Source organism: Streptomyces sp. SID13031 (assembly GCF_010548305.1).
Taxonomy (GTDB): Bacteria; Actinomycetota; Actinomycetes; order Propionibacteriales; family Kribbellaceae; genus Kribbella.
Window position 1 is genome coordinate 190,919 of record NZ_JAAGLV010000015.1, and the last position, 18,524, is coordinate 209,442.

The 18,524-nt window shown below is 68.1% G+C and carries 16 protein-coding genes; 8 read left to right on the forward strand and 8 right to left on the reverse strand.

Annotated elements, in window-relative coordinates:
• From G3I17_RS28075 to G3I17_RS28100, 6 genes are read left to right on the forward strand one after another with little or no spacing between them, the layout of a single operon-like run.
• On the forward strand, positions 1-1,011 hold the full coding sequence (locus tag G3I17_RS28075; protein ID WP_164600607.1) for a Gfo/Idh/MocA family oxidoreductase: 1,011 nt from the start codon (positions 1-3) through the stop codon (positions 1,009-1,011).
• Complete coding sequence (wecB, locus tag G3I17_RS28080) at positions 1,008-2,066, forward strand: UDP-N-acetylglucosamine 2-epimerase (non-hydrolyzing) (RefSeq protein WP_164600608.1); 1,059 nt, start codon at positions 1,008-1,010, stop codon at positions 2,064-2,066. Before G3I17_RS28075 ends, wecB begins: the two co-directional genes overlap by 4 nt.
• 4 nt (positions 2,067-2,070) lie before the next feature.
• A complete protein-coding gene (locus tag G3I17_RS28085; RefSeq protein WP_164600609.1) occupies positions 2,071-3,240 on the forward strand; it encodes an acyltransferase in 1,170 nt (389 codons plus the stop codon).
• A 25-nt stretch (positions 3,241-3,265) separates the two neighbouring features.
• The gene (locus tag G3I17_RS28090) at positions 3,266-4,567 is read left to right on the forward strand and encodes a nucleotide sugar dehydrogenase (protein ID WP_164600610.1); all 1,302 of its coding nucleotides are present in this window, start codon (positions 3,266-3,268) and stop codon (positions 4,565-4,567) included.
• Entirely contained in the window at positions 4,564-7,170 is a 2,607-nt protein-coding gene (locus tag G3I17_RS28095) for a glycosyltransferase (RefSeq protein WP_164600611.1), read from the forward strand. Before G3I17_RS28090 ends, G3I17_RS28095 begins: the two co-directional genes overlap by 4 nt.
• 1 nt (position 7,171) lies before the next feature.
• Positions 7,172-8,344, forward strand: coding sequence for a glycosyltransferase (locus G3I17_RS28100; RefSeq protein WP_164600612.1), 1,173 nt, complete (start codon positions 7,172-7,174; stop codon positions 8,342-8,344).
• 46 nt (positions 8,345-8,390) lie between these two features.
• Here G3I17_RS28100 and G3I17_RS28105 read toward each other — a convergent pair whose 3' ends face one another.
• Positions 8,391-10,406 (reverse strand): CocE/NonD family hydrolase, encoded by a 2,016-nt coding sequence (locus G3I17_RS28105; protein WP_164600613.1) that lies wholly within the window; start codon positions 10,404-10,406, stop codon positions 8,391-8,393.
• 228 nt (positions 10,407-10,634) lie between these two features.
• On the opposite strand from G3I17_RS28105, the gene G3I17_RS28110 reads away from it, so the two are divergent.
• Entirely contained in the window at positions 10,635-11,012 is a 378-nt protein-coding gene (locus G3I17_RS28110; protein WP_164600614.1) for a hypothetical protein, read from the forward strand.
• On the opposite strand, the gene G3I17_RS28115 is transcribed toward G3I17_RS28110, so the two are convergent.
• Positions 11,009-11,884, reverse strand: a complete 876-nt coding sequence (locus G3I17_RS28115; RefSeq protein WP_164600615.1) for an NAD(+)/NADH kinase — start codon at positions 11,882-11,884, stop codon at positions 11,009-11,011. The genes G3I17_RS28110 and G3I17_RS28115 overlap by 4 nt on opposite strands.
• A complete protein-coding gene (locus G3I17_RS28120) occupies positions 11,881-12,882 on the reverse strand; it encodes an SPFH domain-containing protein (RefSeq protein ID WP_164600616.1) in 1,002 nt (333 codons plus the stop codon). Before G3I17_RS28120 ends, G3I17_RS28115 begins: the two co-directional genes overlap by 4 nt.
• Positions 12,883-12,988: 106 nt before the next feature.
• Here G3I17_RS28120 and G3I17_RS28125 point away from each other — a divergent pair, with 106 nt between their 5' ends.
• A complete protein-coding gene (locus tag G3I17_RS28125) occupies positions 12,989-13,672 on the forward strand; it encodes an NUDIX domain-containing protein (RefSeq protein ID WP_164600617.1) in 684 nt (227 codons plus the stop codon).
• A 7-nt stretch (positions 13,673-13,679) separates the two neighbouring features.
• Here G3I17_RS28125 and G3I17_RS28130 read toward each other — a convergent pair whose 3' ends face one another.
• The 5 genes from G3I17_RS28130 to G3I17_RS28150 form a co-directional block, all read right to left on the reverse strand.
• Positions 13,680-14,564 carry a carbohydrate kinase family protein gene (locus G3I17_RS28130; protein ID WP_164600618.1) on the reverse strand — a complete coding sequence of 295 codons (885 nt, stop codon included), beginning with the start codon at positions 14,562-14,564 and terminating at the stop codon, positions 13,680-13,682.
• 148 nt (positions 14,565-14,712) lie between these two features.
• Positions 14,713-15,501 carry a maleylpyruvate isomerase family mycothiol-dependent enzyme gene (locus tag G3I17_RS28135; protein WP_164600619.1) on the reverse strand — a complete coding sequence of 263 codons (789 nt, stop codon included), beginning with the start codon at positions 15,499-15,501 and terminating at the stop codon, positions 14,713-14,715.
• Between the two features lie 83 nt (positions 15,502-15,584).
• A complete protein-coding gene (locus G3I17_RS28140; protein WP_164600620.1) occupies positions 15,585-16,214 on the reverse strand; it encodes a CoA transferase subunit B in 630 nt (209 codons plus the stop codon).
• A 2-nt stretch (positions 16,215-16,216) separates the two neighbouring features.
• On the reverse strand, positions 16,217-16,975 hold the full coding sequence (locus G3I17_RS28145) for a CoA transferase subunit A (protein WP_164600621.1): 759 nt from the start codon (positions 16,973-16,975) through the stop codon (positions 16,217-16,219).
• A gap of 99 nt (positions 16,976-17,074) precedes the next feature.
• Entirely contained in the window at positions 17,075-18,472 is a 1,398-nt protein-coding gene (locus G3I17_RS28150; RefSeq protein WP_164600622.1) for a hypothetical protein, read from the reverse strand.
• Between the last annotated feature and the right edge of the window lie 52 nt (positions 18,473-18,524).

An 18,524-nucleotide genomic window follows, 5' to 3' on the forward strand; every position in this document is an offset into this window, starting at 1 on the left:
ATGGCGAACCTTCGCGCCGGACTGATCGGCCTGGGCATGATGGGCCGTCACCACGCCCGCGTGCTGGGCTCCCTCGAGGGCGTCGACCTGGTCGCCGTCGCCGACCCGGGTGGTGACAAGCACGGCGTGGCCAACGGCCTGCCGGTGCACGAGAACATCGAGCAGCTGATTTCCGCCGGCATCGACTACTGCATGGTCGCGGTGCCGACGCAGTACCACACCGAGATCGCCAAATCGCTGGCCGAGGCCGGCGTGCACGCGATGATCGAGAAGCCGCTGGCCGGCTCCTCGGCCGAGGCCGCGGAGATCGCCAAGGCCTTCGAGGCCGCCGGCGTGATCGGCGCCGTCGGGCACATCGAGCGGTACAACCCGGCGTTGCAGGCGCTGCGGGTTCGCCTCGAGGCCGGCGAACTGGGTGACATCTACCAGATCACCACCCGTCGGCAGGGCCCGTTCCCGGCCCGGATCGCCGACGTCGGCGTGGTGCTCGACCTGGCCACCCACGACATCGACCTGACCGCGTGGGTGACCCAGTCGCCGTTCGCCTCGGTGTCCGCGCAGAGCGCGCACAAGAGCGGCCGGCAGTACGAGGACCTGATCGCCGTCACCGGCAAGCTGCAGGACGGCACCGTGACCAGCCACCTGGTCAACTGGCTGTCCCCGATGAAGGAGCGGCTGACCGTCGTCACCGGTGAGCGCGGCGCGTTCATCGCCGACACCCTGACGGCCGACCTGTCCTTCCACGCCAACGGCACCGTGCAGACCGCCTGGGACGACGTCGCGCACTTCCGCGGTGTCAGCGAGGGCGACATGATCCGCTACGCGATCGCCAAGCCCGAGCCGCTGAAGGCCGAGCACGAGGCGTTCCGCGACGCGATCCTGGGCAAGGAGACCGATATCGTCACCCTGCAGCAGGGTCTGGCCACCGTCGTCGTCGCCGAGGCCGTTATCGCCTCGGCAGCCGACGATGGCAAGTCCGTCCGGCTGAACGGTGAGTCCATCCAGTCATGAAGGTCCTCAGCGTCGTCGGGGCTCGCCCGCAGTTCGTCAAGCTCGCCCCGATCGCTGAGGCGTTCGCCGCCACCGAGCATCAGCACGTGATCGTGCACACCGGTCAGCACTACGACAAGAACATGTCCGACGTGTTCTTCGCTGACCTGAAGATCCCGGCTCCCGACGTCCACCTGGGCGTCGGGTCGGGCAGCCACGGTGTCCAGACCGGCGCGATGCTGTCGTCGCTGGACGCTGTGCTGGACGAGCACCGGCCGGACTGGGTGCTCGTCTACGGCGACACCAACTCGACCCTGGCCGGCACCTTGTCGGCCGTGAAGATGCACCTGCCGGTCGCGCACCTCGAGGCCGGCCTGCGCTCCTTCAACCGGTCGATGCCCGAGGAGCACAACCGGGTCCTCACCGACCACGCGGCGGACCTGCTGCTGGTGCCGACCAAGGTCGCGATGGGTCACCTGACCAACGAGGGACTGAAGGACCGGGCGCTGCTCGTCGGCGACGTGATGACGGACGTGTGCTTCCGGGTCCGCGACGCGGTATCGAACGACTCGTTCGCGTTGCCCGAGGGCCTGAAGAGCGGTGAGTACGTCGTGGCGACGGTCCACCGGGCCGAGAACACCGACGACCCGGCCCGACTGGCCGCGATCGTCGACGGGCTCGCCGACGCCGGCTACCCGGTGCTGCTGCTGGCGCACCCTCGGCTGGTGGCGAAATGCGCGGAGCACGGCATCAAGCTGGAGCGTCCGGACGGTTCGCTGCATGTCCGGGAGCCGCTGGCGTACCCGGAGATGGTCGCGGCCGTGCTCGGCTCGTCCGGTGTGGTCACCGACTCCGGCGGCCTCCAGAAGGAGGCCTTCCTGCTCGGCCGGGTCTGCACCACGCTGCGCACCGAGACCGAATGGGTCGAGACGCTGGAGGACGGCTGGAACGTCCTCCTGTCCGATATGAGCAAACTGCCCCAGCTGGCCGCCCGGCCGGTGCCGGCAGCTGACCGCCCCATGCCCTATGGAGATGGACACGCCGCAGGGCGTGTCGTCACCGCTCTCACGGAGTAGCCACGTGACCAAAGCTGCCGAAGAACAGAGCCAGCCGCCCGCCCCGGGCTCTCCGGGACTGGCAGCTTCGGCCACTACGTCCACCGATACGGCCGACTCCCACAAGCGACTGCCGCGGGTGGAGTCGCTCACCGGTTTGCGCTGGTGGGCGGCGTTCTTCGTTTTCGCGCACCACATGACCAACCTGGCGCCGCTGCCGATCTTCGACTTCCTGAAGTACGGCACCTCCGGGGTGACGTTCTTCTTCGTGCTGTCCGGTTTCGTGCTGACCTGGTCGGCCCAGCCGGGCACCAAGATCCACACGTTCTACCGCCGCCGGTTCGCCCGGATCTGGCCGGCCCACATCGTCGCGCTGATCCCGGCGATCTTCGTCTTCTACCGGTTCGATCCGCCCACCAACATGTGGTGGATCAAGCCGGTCTCGGTGACCGTCCTGGTCTTGTCGGTGTTCCTGCTGCACGGCTGGTCGAACGACTCGGCGATCCTGTACGGCGGCAACCCGGCGTCCTGGACGCTGTCGGTGGAGGCGTTCTTCTACGCGTACTTCCCGTTCGTGCAGCGGCTCACGGTCAGGCTGAAGGCGGTCGGCGGCCTGGTGCTCTGCGTGTCGGTGCTCGTGATCGGCGGGCTCTACCGATTGGCGTTGTTCCACTTCAAGGACGTCGTGCCGATCCTGCCGCAGCCGATCCTGCACTCGGTCGCGTTCCTGTTCGGGATCGGCCTGGCGATCATGCTGCGGTCCGGGTGGAAGCCGCGGATCCCGGTCTGGTTCGCCTTCCTGGTCACCATCGGCGGCCTGATCACGCTGTGGTACTCCGGTGAGCACCCGGCCAACTTCCCGTTGGCAGTCACCATGAGCCTGACCCAGAAGGAAATCCTCACCTTCCTGTACGGCTTCCTGGTCTTTGCCGTCGCCTCCCGCGACCTCCGGGGCGGCCGGTCACTGCTGCGCAGCCGCCCGCTGGTTGCCCTCGGCAAGTGGTCGTACTCGTTCTACCTGGTGCACGCCACCATCCTGTACGCGATCAGGGAGCAGCACGGCATGGCCGGCCCGGTCGGCTGGTCGAACCTGACCTGGTACGCCGGTGTTTGTGCCCTCTCGATCTTCGCCTCGTGGTTGCTGTACAAGTTCGTCGAGCACCCCATGGAGCGCAGACTGCGCGGCCCCCGATGAAGAATCACTACCCAGTGGAGTTCCTGTGCGTGTCAGTGTTGTTGCCTTAGGCAAGATCGGGCTGCCGTTGGCGGTCCAGTTCGCGACCAAGGGCCATCAGGTCGTCGGCCTTGACATCAACCAGTCGACGGTCGACCAGGTGAACGCCGGGCAGGCACCGTTCCCGGGTGAGGCGCACCTGGCCGAACTGCTGGCCGAGACCGTCGGTAACGGCAGCCTGCGGGCTACCACCGACTACGCCGACGCGATCCCGGGCAGTGACGCCGTCGTCATCGTCGTTCCGTTGTTCGTGGACGAGAAGACCGGCGAGCCGGAGTTCGGCTGGATGGAGAGCGCGACCCGTTCGCTGGCCGAGCACCTGTCCCCGGGCACCCTGGTCAGCTACGAGACCACCTTGCCGGTCGGGACCACCCGCAGCCGCTGGAAGCCGCTGATCGAGGAGGTCTCCGGCCTCGTCGAGGGCACTGACTTCCACCTGGTCTTCTCCCCGGAGCGGGTGCTGACCGGTCGCGTCTTCGCGGACCTGCGCAAGTACCCGAAGCTGGTCGGCGGCCTGTCCGAGGAAGGCGCCAAGCGCGCCATCTCGTTCTACGAGGCCGTCCTCGACTTCGACGAGCGCCCGGACCTGCCGCGCGGCAACGGCGTCTGGGACCTCGGCTCGGCCGAGGCCTCCGAGCTCGCGAAGCTGGCGGAGACCACCTACCGCGACGTCAACATCGGCCTGGCGAACCAGTTCGCCCGGTTCGCCGGCGCCAACGGTATCGACGTGCACCAGGTGATCGAGGCGTCGAACTCGCAGCCCTACAGCCACATCCACCGTCCCGGCATCGCCGTCGGCGGTCACTGCATCCCGGTCTACCCACGGCTGTACCTGTGGACCGACCCGGAGGCAACCGTCGTCCGCGCCGCCCGCGAGGCGAACCTGGGCATGCCGGAGTACACCATCGGTCTGCTCGAAGGCGCGTACGGCGACCTGACCGGCGCCCGCGTGGTCGTGCTCGGTGCGTCCTACCGTGGCTCGGTCAAGGAGACGGCCTTCTCCGGTGTCTTCCCGGCAGTCGAGGCGTTGAAGTCGCAGGGTGCCGAGGTCTTCGTGCACGACCCGATGTACACCGACGAGGAGCTGCAGGGCCTGGGCTTCACGGCGTACCACCTGGGTGAGCCGGTCGACGCGGCGGTGCTGCAGGCGGACCACCCGGAGTACAAGCAACTGACCCCGGCCGAGCTGCCAGGTGTTCAGGTGCTCGTCGACGGTCGTGACAGCACCGACCCGGCTCGCTGGGCCGGCGTCCGGCGGATCGTGATCGGAAGGTCTGACCGCCCGTGACCAAGCCCTCGGCTGAGCTGCGCGTGGTGATGCTGGTAGCGAACGAAGTCACCAACGACAGCCGGGTCCGGAAAGAGGCCACCGCGCTGGCCGAGGACGGAGTACAGGTCACTGTGCTCGGGGTTTCGTCAACAGGTGAGCAGTCCCGGGAGATGCTCGGCGGCGCGATGATCGTGCGCGTCGTCGTCCCGTTCGCCTTGCGGGACGAGCGGAAGCTCCGCCGGGCCAAGCGGCGGAGCCGGCGGTTGCCGCTGCTCGGCTATCCGTCGCGAGAGACGTTCGTCGCGCGCAGTCTGCGGGTTCGGGCCGCCTTGACCGAGATCAAGGCGGATTCCGGGCAGGCGGTGGCGGCCAAGCGGCCGGGCGCGGTCGGTTCGCTGGTGTTCAAGGCCGGCGTGCTGACCAGGTTGACCCGAGGGGCCGGCTGGCAACTCGTCCGGCGCGGGGTCCGGGTGCGCCAGGGCGTCGGTCTTGCGGTGGACAAGGGATTCAAGGCCGGCTGGCGCGCGTACGACGGTGTGATCCACCGGATCACCTGGCCCGCGCCGTGGCGCCGGGAGCACCCGGAGGCGATCGATCTCGAGCTTGCCTTCGGTGATCTGATCGACCGGCTCGAGCCTGATGTGGTGCACGCGCACGACATGCACGTGATCGGCGTCGCGACGCGTGCGGCCGGCCGGGCCAAGCTGCGCGGCAAGGAACTCAAGGTCGTCTACGACGCGCACGAGTACGTCGCCGGGCTGTCGCGGTACGGCGCCCGGACGCGCCGGTTCATCGCGTCGTGGGCCAACCACGAGCGCGAGTACATCGGCCAGGCCGATCGCGTGATCACGGTCAGTCCCGCGATCGCCCGCACGCTGACGAGTCGGTACAAGCTGGACCGTGAACCCACTGTCATCATCAACTCTCCGAGCCTGTCGGAGGTGACGGCCGACGTCGTCGACCTGCGCAGCCAGCTCGAGTTGGCCGCGGATGTCCCGTTGCTGGTTTACAGCGGCGGCGTGACGAAGGCCCGTGGCGTCGAGACCGCGGTCGAGGCACTTACACACCTGCCGGGTGCCCATCTGGCCGTGGTCTGCGTGCCGTCGACCAGGATCCCTTCGGTCAAAGCGTTGCAGGACCTCGCGCTGAAGCTGAAGGTCGACGACCGGGTGCACTACGTAGAGCCGGTCGGCTACGAGACGGTCGTCCCGTTCCTGAAGTCGGCTGACCTCGGGCTGATCCCGATCCTGCGCTACCCGAGTCACGAGATGGCGCTGCCGAACAAGCTGTTCGAGTACAGCCTGGGTGGTCTGCCGGTGCTGGTCAGCGACATGCCCAGCATGAAGGAGTTCGTCGCCGAGACCGGGATCGGCGAGGTCTTCGAGACCGCGAACCCGGTCGACCTGGCGGAGAAGGCGAAGCTGCTGCTGAGCCGCACAGACACCTACCGCGAGCGGTTGGCCGACCCGGCGTACCAGCAGGAGATGTCTTGGAGCGGGCAGGCCAGCAAGCTGCGTGAGCTCTACACCGACATGCTCGGCCGGCCGATCGCGCCGGCGCCGAACGACGGGCACCCCGAGACCGTCGGCCGCCGGTTGCTGATCGGTCCGGTCAACAGTGCGGGCCAGGCCTGGCAGTGGGCCGAAGCGCTGACTCGTGAGATCCCGTCGATCGGGGCCGAGTCACTGACGGTCGGCGACTGCAAGTACCAGTTCGGGGTGCACCGCTCCGGGTCGGACGAGCAGTACCGCGAGGACCTGCGCTGGCAGTTGCAGCTCACCGCATGGACGCTGCAGAACGTCACCCATGTGCTCTTCGAGGCGGGCCGGCCGATGTTCGGTCAGTTGCCCGGGCAGCTGTGGGACCAGGACGTTCCGATGCTCGACGCGGCCGGGATCCGGCACGGTCTGGTGTTCCACGGTTCCGAGGTGCGCGACCCGGCCCGGCACCGCGCGAAGTACCAGTTCTCGCCGTTCGCGGACCGGTCCGACGAGCTCACGACGCGGTTGCAGGCGGCGAACGACCTGCTCCGCGAGCACCTGGTCGGGTACGAGGGTCCCCGTTTCGTCACCACGCCCGACCTGCTCGAGTACGTCGAGGAGTCGCAGTGGCTGCCCGTCGTGGTGAACGCCGGCGAGCTGGCCTCCACGGTGCCGGTGATGGATCGCGAGGTACCGGTGGTGCTGCACGCGCCGTCGGCGAGCGCGCTGAAGGGCTCGGCCTTCGTCGACCCGGTGCTGACCGCGCTCGATGCTCGCGGCGTGATCAAGTACCAGCGCGTGCAGGGCGTTCCGCACTCGGAGCTGATGGCGATGGTCAAGGACGCGGACATCGTCGTCGACCAGCTGGTACTCGGCTCGTACGGCGTCTTCGCGTGTGAGGCGATGGCGGCCGGCCGAACCACCGTCGGGCACGTCGCCGACCACGTCCGCGACCTCCTGCCGACCGAGCTGCCGATCGTGGAGGCGACGCCGGACGACCTGGCCGAAGTGATCGAACGACTGGTCGCCGAGCGCGAGGAAGCCCGCAAGATCGCCGACGCCGGACCGCGGTACGTGCGAGAACTGCACGATGGCCGCAAGTCCGTAGAGGTCCTGTTGCCCTTCCTCGGAGGACGCTGACATGCGGGTATTGATGGTCGCGCAGTCCCCGATCGCCGGGGACTCGCGGATCCTGCGCGAAGCGGCGGCGCTGACAGGCGCCGGGCACGTGGTGCACATCGTCGGCCGGGACGTACCGGAAGGCTTCACGCTCGAAGGTGGCGCGACGGTCGAGTCGGTCTCCCGGTCCGCGGGTCTGCGCGGCGGGAGCGGTCCTGCGGTCGGCCATGGGCAGAGCGGTTTGAAGGTGGTTGTCCAGCGGTTCGGCCGGTGGCTGCTGCTGCCGGAGCACCGGCTGCGTACAGAGAAGCAGTGGCGTACTGCGGCCGCTGCGCGGCTGGCCTCGCTGGATCCCTTCGAGGTGGTGCATGCACACGACTTCAACACTTTGGAGCTGGCAGCCTCGTTCGCTTCTCAGTGGTCGGCCAAGTTGGTCTACGACAGCCACGAACTCTGGTTCGACCGGGCTCTGCCGGGCCGGCCGACGCCGCTGTGGCGTATCCGTGGCCGCCGCTTCGAACTCGGCCTGGCCCGCCAAGCCGCCGTCGTCTTCACGGTCAGCGAGGGGATCGCCCAGCGGTTGCGTGACCGCGGCCTGCCGGACGTGCGCCTCATCCGCAACACGTTCCCACGCGCTGAAGTTCCCGCAGTACTACCCTCAACGCCGGCCGGTCTGCTGTACGCCGGCCGAGTAGGCGCCGGCCGAGACCTACCCGCTGTCGTCGAGGCAGCTCGTCTGCTCGCGCCGTTCCCGACACTGCTGATGGGCTCGGTCGATCCGAACTACCGCCTCGATCTGGGGCTTGTGCAGAAGGTCCCGGAAACCTCGATCGACGAGGTCGACCGAGTCCTCCAACAGTCCGGGATTTCCCTTGTCACGTTGACAAACACCTGCGAAAACCACCGGCTGGCCATGCCGAACAAACTGTTCCACGCGGTACGCGCGGGTGTCCCGGTTGTCGCCGCAGACCTCCCCGAACTCCGTGCGGTCATCACGAAGTACCACCTCGGCACCTTGTACGAGCCAGGAAACGGCGCATCACTTGCCGCAGCCGTGCGCGCCTTGATCGCGGACTACCCCAGCTACGTCGACGGCGTACGAGCCGCCGGAGACGAACTCAACTGGGAACACGACTCGGAACTTCTGGTCTCGGCCTACTCGACCTTGGCCAAACCAGCGAACGCAGCCAAGTAAGAAGGGCCCCGGCAGCTTGAAACTGCCGGGGCCCTTCTTTACTTGGTCAGCGGGAGGCTTCGACGAACTGTTCCATCAGTTTGATGGGGTCCTTCTCCGGCTCGGGCTGGGACAGCTGGGTGGCTGGGATGCGGGCTTGCGGGGATTCCGGTGAGGCCAGGCTGGCCGTTGCGCCGGTGAGGGGCAGGGTCAGCGAGGACTTGACCGGGTCGAGGGTGATGGTGGCGCCGGTGAACGGGACCGACGGGTTGTCGGGCTCGACGGTCAGCACGAGACCGAGCCGGTGGCCGGCGGCGAACACGACGTCGTCCGCGTTGAGCTCGAAGGTCAGGTCGTACCACTTGCCGGACTGCAGCGAGACCTTCTCGTCCGGCGACTTGTAGTGGCCGATGTCGGCAAGCGTGCGGACCACGACCGCTGTGTTCGAGACCGCCGTGTTGATCTTGGTCTCGGGGAAGCAGCCGGTGTCGAGCGCGTTGCCGTCACCCCAGCACTTGCTGGTGTTCGCGATGTTCGACACGCTCGTGTAGCGGGTCGCCGTACCGTAGTCGACCAGGCGAGCCTTGATGCCTGCGGCAACCTTGTTGACCTTGACCCGGACCTCCACCTTGCCGGTACCGGACAACCGGACCGGCTGTGCGAGGTCGTTGCTGACGAACACCGCGCGATCGGTCCGCGGAGCAGTCGGGTCGAGTACGACGCTGTCGACCGACTCCTTGTCCGTACCGGTGAAGCTGATCGGGTCGCTGGTCGGCGCGGCGATCGACAGGCCACCAGTGCCGCCGCCAGCCGGCTTGCTGAGCGCGAGCTTGGTGTTCTTCGCTCCCTCGGCGGGCCACCGGGCCTCGGTGGTGAAGCTGCCGTCCTCGCGCTGGATCGTCGCCTGCGGGGCCTTCATCACGTTGTTCTGCAGGCCCTGCAGCCAGTGGTCGAACCACGGGTGCAGCTGGTCGACGTACGCGTCACGGAAGCTGAACCCGTCCAGGTGCACGCCCTGGTGCAGGAAGATCTTCCGCGGGACGCCACGCTTCTCCAGCTCGTCCCACCACTCGCCGAACTGCCGCGTCTTCACGTTCTCGTCGTCGAGGCCGTGCACGACGAAGACCGACGCCTTCACCTTCTTGGCATCCAGGCGGTAGTTCCGCGGGTCCCACCAACGGCTGTAGCTGCCGGTGCGGGTGTCGGAGTCCTGCTCGATCTCACCGGTCAGGGCGACACAGCGGGGGCTCAGGTCGTTGCTGACGTAGTCGTGCAGGAAGCCCATGTACTCGTCGTAGTACGGCACCCCGTTGCTCCGGGTGTAGTCGTACCAGCTCGAGATCGCGGCGATCGGTACGATCGTCTCGAGCCCCTTCACGCCGGTACTGGCGACCGAGTTGGCGATTGTGCCGTTCCACGAAGTACCGATCATGCCGGCCTTGCCGGTCGACCAATCGGCCTTCACCGGCGCACCGGCCGGGGTGTGGGCGGGGACCCGGTTGTTCAGCCAGTCGATGACGGCCTTCGTACCGCGGACCTCGAAGTCGGCGCCGACGTCGCTGCAGCCGGTCGAGCGGAACGTGCCCGGCATGTCGACGTAGGCGAACGCGTAGCCGCGCGGGACGAAGTAGTTGTCCAGCCAGCTCTGGAAGATCTGCCGGGTGCCGTTGGCGTCGAAGTAGGTCTTCGGGTCGCTCGCGTAGTACGGCGAGGCCTGGATGATGACCGGTACGTCGATCCCGGCCTGGGCCGCCTCGCCCGGCCGGACGATGTCGACGGTGATCTGGTCGGTGATCCCGTTCGCGTCGGTGTCGACCCCCGGCACGTCGACCTGGACCCGCTCGTGGATCGCGTTGTCGTAGTCGTACGCGGCGACGGTCTGGGTCCCCTGAACGAACGGTTTGGCCGGTGCCGGCTTGGCGGCAGTACCGGGCGCAGCGGCGGTGGCGGCTGTGGCGGCGTCGGGCGTGGCGTCGGGCCGGGCGTTCGCGGTCAGCGAAGCCATCGGCACCAGCACGGTGGCGGCCAGCAGGCCGACCCCCGTCCGGAATGCGGTTCTCGAGCGGTTTCGAGATGGGCGCATGCGTGTCTCTCCCCTGTGGGCGGTGGGCAACGGCACCCCAGCCCTCCCTCGACAGGGCCGTTGTGGTGAACGCACCTTAAGCAGAACCTGACACCGTTGTCTCCACACATCTCACCCACCCGGTCACTTTCCGTCGAAAGCACGGGAAATACTTCACCTTCAGGCAGACCCCACCAACCAGGTACGGCGTCCGTCGCCTGGGGTGGTCGGGGCCAGTATGGTCGGAAGGTGACGTCGCCGGCTGTGCTTGTGATCGGGCTCGATCCCTACCGGGTTCCTGGTCCGTGGGATCCGACGCCGGTGGCTGCTGCGATCGAGGAGTCGGTGACGCGGTTCGCGGAGGCCGGCATTGACGCGCGGAACTGTCTGATCGGGCTCGACGGGTCGGACGATATCGAGGCGGTCGTCACCGCGGCGCTGGGTGAGCGTCCGTGGGAGTGCATCTTGATCGGCGGCGGAATCCGGAAGGACGAAGAGCAACTCGAACTCTTCGAGCTGATCATCAACTTGGCGCGGCAGCACGCACCGACTGCGGCGATCGCATTCAATCGCACCCTGGCCGACATCGTCGACGCAGCCGTCCGCCAGTTGCGGAAGGCGGGCTAGCGGACGAGATGTAGGTGGATGTCGGCTACGCGGACCTCCAGGCGTTGGCCCCAGCTGATGGTGAGGGTGTCTGATTCGATGCCGTCGCCGAAGATGACCAGGTCTGCTTCCGCGGTGATCGTCAGGTGGTCGGCAGCAGTGAGCAACCCCTCCGTGCAACTGGTGCCGGTGGCCGGTGACGGCCAGGCTTCTCGGACGAACCAGCACAGGGCGGGTTCGGAAGGAGCTGGCAGGCGGAGCAAGCTTCCGCGTTCTTGCCAGGCTGAGCGGCACCACCCCGTGGATCCTGTTCCGGTGCCGATCAGCAAGCCTGATGAGGACTGTCGTTCTTCCAAACCCTCAGGTGAAGCCAGGCGGTAGCGCGCCGACTGATGCGTTCGGTTGCCGACATAGATCTCGTTCAGAGCAACGAGTTTCTGGCCATCATCGGTGCTGGCGGCAACCATCGTGCGTTCCTCGACGGTAGGTCGTACCAAGAGGTCCGGTACGGCCGCCGGCTCGTGTGGCACCAGTACGCCCGGGTTCCAGCCGGGCTCCGGGTTGACCCCGATCACCGGCTGGCCGTCCAGGTACTTCGCCACGTTGGCCACCAACCCGTCCTGCCCGACGGCGATCACCACATCCTCAGGGCCGAACACGAACCGGTCGAGATCGTTGCGCTCAGCAACAGCTCGCCGCCAGTCCAAGGGGATCGCGGCGGACACCGTGGCCAAAGCCTTCTGCTGAGTCTTGTGCCGCGCTTCGAGGGACTCCAGCGAGCGCCCGCGGCTGGTCAGGAAGAAGCCGGCTTGCTGGCGGGTGCCGTGCCGGGCGACGAGCTCGGTGAGCTCCGTCGCCCGGTGGACCACCACCGCCCGGGGCGGCAGGCTCATTCGGAAACTCCGGAGGAGGTCAACTTCGACAGCAGTGGAGTGAGCAGGTCCGGCGTCAGGTTCAGCGTGCCGATCTCCGGCAGTGCGCCCTGCTTGACCGCCATCGCCAGGATCGTGCCCTGGTCCAGTTCGGCATAGGCATCGAGCATGGCCTTCTCGGCAGCCGCCTCCGCCTCGCCCAGCACTCGCTTGGCGTCAGCGTCAGCCGCCGCCAGCAACCGCCGGCGCCCAGCCAAAGCCTCACCTTCGATCCGGCCGGCCGCGGCCGCCTCGGTCGCGCGCTGGCGCTCGTTCTGACCCTTCTGCGTGACCAGTTGCTCTTCGCGCCGAGCCAGCTCGATCTGGTTCTGCAGCTCGTTCTCCGCGATCGACCGCTCCCGCTCGACGGCCATCGCCCGCCGCTCGTACGTCGCCTTGTCGGCCGCCTGCTGCACCATCTCCCGCGTAGGCGTCTGCAACGCACGCTCGACATCACTCTCAGCCCGTACCGCGACCACGCGGACATCCTCGACGCCGATCCCCAACCCCGTGAGCCGCTGGTCGTCCCGCAACCCACTGCTCATCGCGAGCCGCAGTGAAGCCATCCCCTCGGACAACGCCTGCGTCAGGTTCAGCCGGGCCAGCAGATCGAGCGCCGTCTGCTGAGCGAGCTCGGTCAGCAACCCGCCGAGCTGCTCCAGCGGAGTCGCCCGCCACGCGCCCGTGCCGGGGTCGATACCGAAGTCGAGCCGGGTGGACGCGAGCGCCGGGTCGGTCACCCGGTAGGTGACGGTCGCCTGGACGACGACGTCCTGGAAGTCGAGCGTGCGGCCGTGGAACAGCAGCGGCTGCTCGCGGTCGTCGATCGGTACCTCGCTGAGCGAGGAGTTGAGGGCCCGGAACCAGAACGCCTGCCCGGCGCCGTCGTGCGCGACCTTGCCGTTGCGCAGGTGCCGGACGTGGGTGGTCGGGTTCGCCCGCAGGTGGCTGATGAACCGGAACCGGGTGATGTCTGCCATGAGTCGTTCTCCTGTCGTAGCCCGGCTGGGCCCGAGTTCTTGTCGTCACTCTGACGATAAGACCCGAGATGGCTTTTCGTCAAGATGACGATTAGAGTGATCCGCCATGGACTACGAGCCGCTGGGGGTAGCCGCCGACCTGGTCATCCTGACCGTCCGGGACGGGTCCCTGCAGGTGCTGCTGATCCGCCGCGGCATAGCGCCGTACCAGGGTCGCTGGGCGTTGCCGGGCGGTTTCGTACGACCCAGGGAAGACCTGGAGGAGACCGCGCGCCGCGAGCTGACCGAGGAGACCGGGCTGGTGTCCGACCGGATCCACCTCGAGCAGATCGCGACCTACGGCGAGCCCGGCCGCGACCCTCGGGGCCGAGTGATCAGCGTCGCCTACCTAGCCCTCGTACCTGACCTCCCGACCCCGGTCGCCGGTACGGACGCGGCTTCGGCGTCATGGGTCGGGGTCACCGAGGTGCTCGACGATGAGGACCGGCTCGCGTTCGACCACCACCGGATCCTCGCGGACGCGGTCGAGCGCGCCCGGGCGAAGCTGGAGTACTCACCGCTCGCCGCTGCGTTCTGCCCGGACGAGTTCACGATCTCGGAGCTGCGCGGGATCTACGAGGCCGTCTGGGGTGTCCAGCTCGATCCTCGCAACTTCCACCGCAAGGCCACCAAGACCGACGGTTTCGTCATCCCGCTCGGCGCCACCACCACCCGCGACGGCGGCCGCCCGGCCCAACTCTTCCACCGCGGCCCGGCGGCGACGCTTCACCCGCCACTGACCCGCGGCTGACCAAGAGCTACCGGCTGAGCAGCATCAACTGTTCAGCGGTGATCAGGTCGGTATGCGTGCCAGGCGAGCCGCACGCCCAGGCTCCCGCGATGGTGCCCGCTTCGGCGGCTTCGTAGTACGAGCGGCCGTCCAGCCACGTGGTCAGGAAGGCGGCCACGTAGGCGTCGCCGGCTCCGTTCGTGTCGACCACCGGGCGGTCCGGGATCTTGGCGGCCGGGAGGTGCACAGGCTTCTCGCCACGGACGTGCAGGTAGCTCCCGTCGGCGCCGGCCATCGCGATCACGACCCGCGCCCGGCCGCTCGCGAAGATCCAGTCGACGGCCTTCTCGCCCAGCGCAGTGGTCGACACGAACACGACGTCTGCGCACTGCGCGAAGTCCCGGTGGTACTCGTTCTCGCCGTCCCAGTCGTGCAGGTCCGTCGACAACGTGCAGTCAGCGGCCAGTACGTCGGGAAGCGCACGACGGGCGAAATCCATGATCGACATGTGCACGTGCCTGGCGCGCTCGACCCGCCCGCGCCAGAGGTTGGGATCGACGCGCATACCGGGCGGGTGGCGCCCGTCGTACAGGGAGACGCGGGTGCCGTCCGGTGATACGAGATTGACGCTGCGACGCGTGCCGCTGGGGTGGAGAGCGACTGCGAGCGGCAGGCCGAGCTCCTTGTATGTCGCGCGGATCCGCCGGCCCTCGGGGTCGTCGCCGATCACATCCGCGAGGCCGGGATGCAGCCCCAACCGGTGACAGCCGATCACCACTCCGTGACCGGTGTGGCCGACGTACTGCTCGATGGGCTGGACGGGAATGGTCTCCTGGCCGGGTAGCGGCAGCGCGGGTACGCGCACGATGGTGTCGATCCCCACGCCGCCGATCACGAACACGTCCAAGTCCATACGTTCCATCCTCACCGAGCCGCTCAAGCGGCAGGCGTGAAGGGTAGCCATCTGGGACTGTCGGCGACAGTGCTCAGGCGGGGCGGTCGACGCATGGTCATCGAACGACCACTCTTCGCCGCCGCCCCGTGCGGCCCACGGTCCCGGATCAGTAGCCGGGGAAGACCTGGCGCAGGGTCTCCAGAGTGACCGGACCGGTCAGTTCGACCGCGCTGTCGCCGGCCGGGTCGAGACGGCCAGAGACCAGGCGGAGCCAGGTTTCGCTGGGGAGGCTCAGCGTGCCGTCGGGCTTGTCGGCGGGGGCGAGGTCGATGCTGACCGGCTCAGTCAGGTGCAGGGTGAGCTCGGTGGCCGGCTCCGTCGTGGTGACCGCCAGATCGGTGGACTGGCCGTTCAGGGCAGCCGGCTTCGTGATCCAGGCCAGCAGGTCGCCGGAGCTCTGGAGCAGCTCAGGGACAGCTTGGGGGTCGAGAGTGGCCTGAGGGTCGATGGCGCTCCGCACGTCCCACGAGTGCAGGCTGAACTCGCTGAGGCGGCCCCGGCTGATAGTCGCCACGTCGACCGGTTCGGGGACGTAGCTCAGGTCGAGGCGGAGGTTCTCGCGCTGGCCGGCGTCCAATGACTCGAAGAGCGCGGTGAGCTTCTCGTTCTGCTCGAGGAAGCCGTCGGCCTGCTCCCGCCGGGAGGCCGCGTTCCAGCGGCCCCAGACGGACTGGTTGAAGTCGCCGTCGGGGCCTGGCTTGCCGTCGAGCGCCGCCTGAACGGTGGCATACATGATCTCGGCGCCGCTGCCCAGGTGGCTCAGCACCTGCGCGATGTCCCACTCGGTCGCGGCCGACGGCCCCGCCAGAGCATCGTCGTCGAACTTCTTCACCAGGTCCGCGAGCCCGTCATAGCTGGTACGTAGCGCGGCGATGACTGTGTCGGCGTTGCTCAAGTCGTTCCTCCAGAAAATGGCCCCGTACTGCGGTTAACCAGCACCAACCGCCGTACGGGGGAATCCATTCCGTGGCCGGGGACTCACTGCTTGATGGGCGCGCCGGTCTTGTCCTGGAGCTCGTCGAAGGTGACGTCCTCGGCCAGCTCGACCAGTTGCAACCCGTCGTCGGTGATATCGAGGACCGCGAGGTCGGTGATGATCCGGTTGACCACGCCCCGGCCGGTGTACGGCAGGTCGCACTCCTGGAGGATCTTGTGCGAACCGTCCTTGGCGACGTGCTCCATCAGCACGATCACCTTCTTCGCGCCGTGCACGAGGTCCATCGCGCCGCCCATGCCCTTGACCATCTTGCCCGGGATCATCCAGTTGGCCAGGTCGCCGGTGGCCGAGACCTGCATCGCGCCGAGGATGGCCGCGTCGATCGCGCCGCCGCGGATCATCCCGAAGGACAGCGACGAGTCGAAGAAGGATGCCCCCGGCAACGTCGTGACGGTCTCCTTGCCGGCGTTGATCAGGTCCGGGTCCTCGTCGCCCTCGACCGGGTACGGGCCGACGCCGAGGATGCCGTTCTCGCTCTGCAGGACGACGGTGACGCCCTCGGGGATGTAGTTCGGTACCAGCGTCGGCAGCCCGATGCCGAGGTTCACGTATGAGCCGTCCTCCAGCTCCGACGCGGCGCGGGCGGCCATCTGCTCACGGGTGAGTGCCATGCTCAGGCCTCCTTGGGCTGTACGGTCCGCTTTTCGATGCGCTTCTCGATGTCCTTGCCGACAGCAACCACTCGCTGGACGTAGACGCCGGGCAGGTGGATCTCGTCGGGGTCCAGCTCACCAGGCTGGACCAGTTCCTCGACCGTCGCGATGGTGATCTTCCCGGCCATCGCGGCGAGCGGGTTGAAGTTGCGCGCGCTCCGGTCGAAGACCAGGTTGCCGTGGGTGTCGCCCTTCAGCGCGTGCACGAGCCCGAAGTCCGTCGTGATCGACTCCTCCAGCACGTACGTCGTACCGCCGATCTCGCGCGTCTCCTTCGGCTCCGAAGCCTTCGCCACCGAACCGTCGGTGTTGTATTTCTGCGGAAGCCCGCCGTCGGCCACCTGAGTCCCGACGCCGGCCAGGGTGAAGAACGCGGCGATCCCGCAACCACCGGCCCGGAGCTTCTCGGCCAGCGTGCCCTGCGGGGTCAGCTCGACCTCCAGCTCGCCGGACAGGAACTGCCGGGCGAACTCCTTGTTCTCCCCGACGTACGACGAGGTCATCTTGGCGATCCGCTTGTCGGCGAGCAGGATTCCCAGCCCCCAGTCGTCGACGCCACAGTTGTTCGAGACGACGCTGAGCCCGCTCACGCCGCTCGCGTGGATCGCGCTGATCAGCTGCATCGGATTGCCGCACAGTCCGAAGCCGCCGACCGCGAGGCTCGCGCCGTCGCCGATGTCGTCGACCGCGGCCTGCGGCGAGTCGTACGTCTTGTCCATCAGGCTGCTCCATTGCAGGTCGGTGTCGCTCGACTCTAACCAGCAGCCAGCCATCCGGCGAGGCTCACACCCTGTGGCTAGAGCCACATGGGCGACCGGCTACCGGCCTGCTGGGCGGTACTGCTCGGGCGCCAGGCCGGCTTTGAGGCGCCAGGCGTGTGCTTCGTCCGGCCGTCCCGCGGCGGCTGCGATCGCAGCCAGCTCGGCCAGCGCCTCCGTCATCGCCAGCTCAGCCTCGTCCCAGTCCTCTGGGCAGTGCGCCAGCGCCAGCAGTGCCAGCTCCTGTGCCTTCGCCAGGTCTCCGCCGTACCGCGCGGACTTGGCCAGACCGATCCGGGCGGCTGCGGAGGCGTAGGGGACGCCGGCGCGTTTCGCGCGGACCAGTGCTTGGCGGTAGTCCTCGCTGGCCGGGTGGACCTTACGCAGTCTCAGGCGGAGGTCGCCGCGGCGGCACAGCAGCAGTGCTGCCTCCTCGTCGGAGCCCAGCTCGTCGGCGATGGACAAGGCTTGACCGATCAGCTCGGCGGAGCGCTCGAGCCGGCCCGACGAGGCGGCCGCCTCGGCCAGCGCATTCAGCGCCAGCGAGCTGCCCCAGCGGTCGCCGACCAGCTGGAACTGCGCGAGTGCGGACTGAAGGTTCGCGTCGGAGCCGGCGGCCTGGGCCTCCGTCAAGCCGGGGTAGGTAGCACAGAGCTGGAGCGCAGCCAGCGTCCAAGGGTCAGTACTGAGCTCATTGCGGTCCAGTACTTCGGAGACGAGCTCCGGTGGCACGAACGGCCCGAGGACGACCGACCAGAGCAGCACCGTCACGGGGTGGCGGAACGTCTCGTCCAGCTCCTCGACGATGACACGGGCCTCCGCGATGCCCTCTGCTCGACCAGAGCTGGCCGTGTGAAGTACAGCGAGCAGGTACTCCTCGGCGAGCCCGTCGGGCACCACTGGCCCGAGCACTGCGAGCAGGCCGCGTGCCGCACTCGCCGCCTCGCCCCGGAGGCCGTGCATCCACCAGTACGTCGAGAGGCCGGCGACCAGGTTGAGGGCGAGTCGTTGGTCGTGGTCTGTCGCCCAGCTGATCGCTGCGTGGAGGTTGTCGCTCTCCCTGCGCAGCAATGTTGCCCAGTGCAACTGATCGGGCCCGCGCAGATGCTGGTCGGCCTGCTGCACCAGCTTCAGCAGGTACGCCGCGTGCCGGGCGCGCAAGTCGTCCGCCTCCGCCGAGGTGAGTTGCTCACCGGCGTACGCGCGAATCGTCTCAGGCATCCGGTACCGGCCGCTGCTCAACGTGAGGAGGGAGCGCTCGGTCAGCGCGTCGAGCAGCCGGGCCGCGATCGGACGCGGCAGGTCGAGGACGGCTGCCACCGACTCCGCGGTCGCGCCGCCGGAGAAACCGGCGAGCCGGGCGGCGATGACGCGCTCGACCGGCGGCAGCTGGTTCCAGCTCCAGGCGATCACCTTCCGCAGCCTGCCATGCCGCTCGTCGTCGCACGGCAACTCCATATGACTCATTGTCACCTCGCCCCGGGCACATACCCGGGGCGGGGTCGGCCTA

Coding starts and splice junctions, on each gene's coding strand:
- wecB (WP_164600608.1), top strand. CDS start 1,008: ATGAAGGTCCTCAGCGTCGTCGGGGCTCGCCCGCAGTTCGTCAAGCTC.
- G3I17_RS28140 (WP_164600620.1), bottom strand. CDS start 16,214: ATGGCACTCACCCGTGAGCAGATGGCCGCCCGCGCCGCGTCGGAGCTG.
- G3I17_RS28130 (WP_164600618.1), bottom strand. CDS start 14,564: ATGGACTTGGACGTGTTCGTGATCGGCGGCGTGGGGATCGACACCATC.
- G3I17_RS28075 (WP_164600607.1), top strand. CDS start 1: ATGGCGAACCTTCGCGCCGGACTGATCGGCCTGGGCATGATGGGCCGT.
- G3I17_RS28125 (WP_164600617.1), top strand. CDS start 12,989: ATGGACTACGAGCCGCTGGGGGTAGCCGCCGACCTGGTCATCCTGACC.
- G3I17_RS28150 (WP_164600622.1), bottom strand. CDS start 18,472: ATGGAGTTGCCGTGCGACGACGAGCGGCATGGCAGGCTGCGGAAGGTG.
- G3I17_RS28120 (WP_164600616.1), bottom strand. CDS start 12,882: ATGGCAGACATCACCCGGTTCCGGTTCATCAGCCACCTGCGGGCGAAC.
- G3I17_RS28145 (WP_164600621.1), bottom strand. CDS start 16,975: ATGGACAAGACGTACGACTCGCCGCAGGCCGCGGTCGACGACATCGGC.
- G3I17_RS28105 (WP_164600613.1), bottom strand. CDS start 10,406: ATGCGCCCATCTCGAAACCGCTCGAGAACCGCATTCCGGACGGGGGTC.
- G3I17_RS28115 (WP_164600615.1), bottom strand. CDS start 11,884: ATGAGCCTGCCGCCCCGGGCGGTGGTGGTCCACCGGGCGACGGAGCTC.
- G3I17_RS28100 (WP_164600612.1), top strand. CDS start 7,172: ATGCGGGTATTGATGGTCGCGCAGTCCCCGATCGCCGGGGACTCGCGG.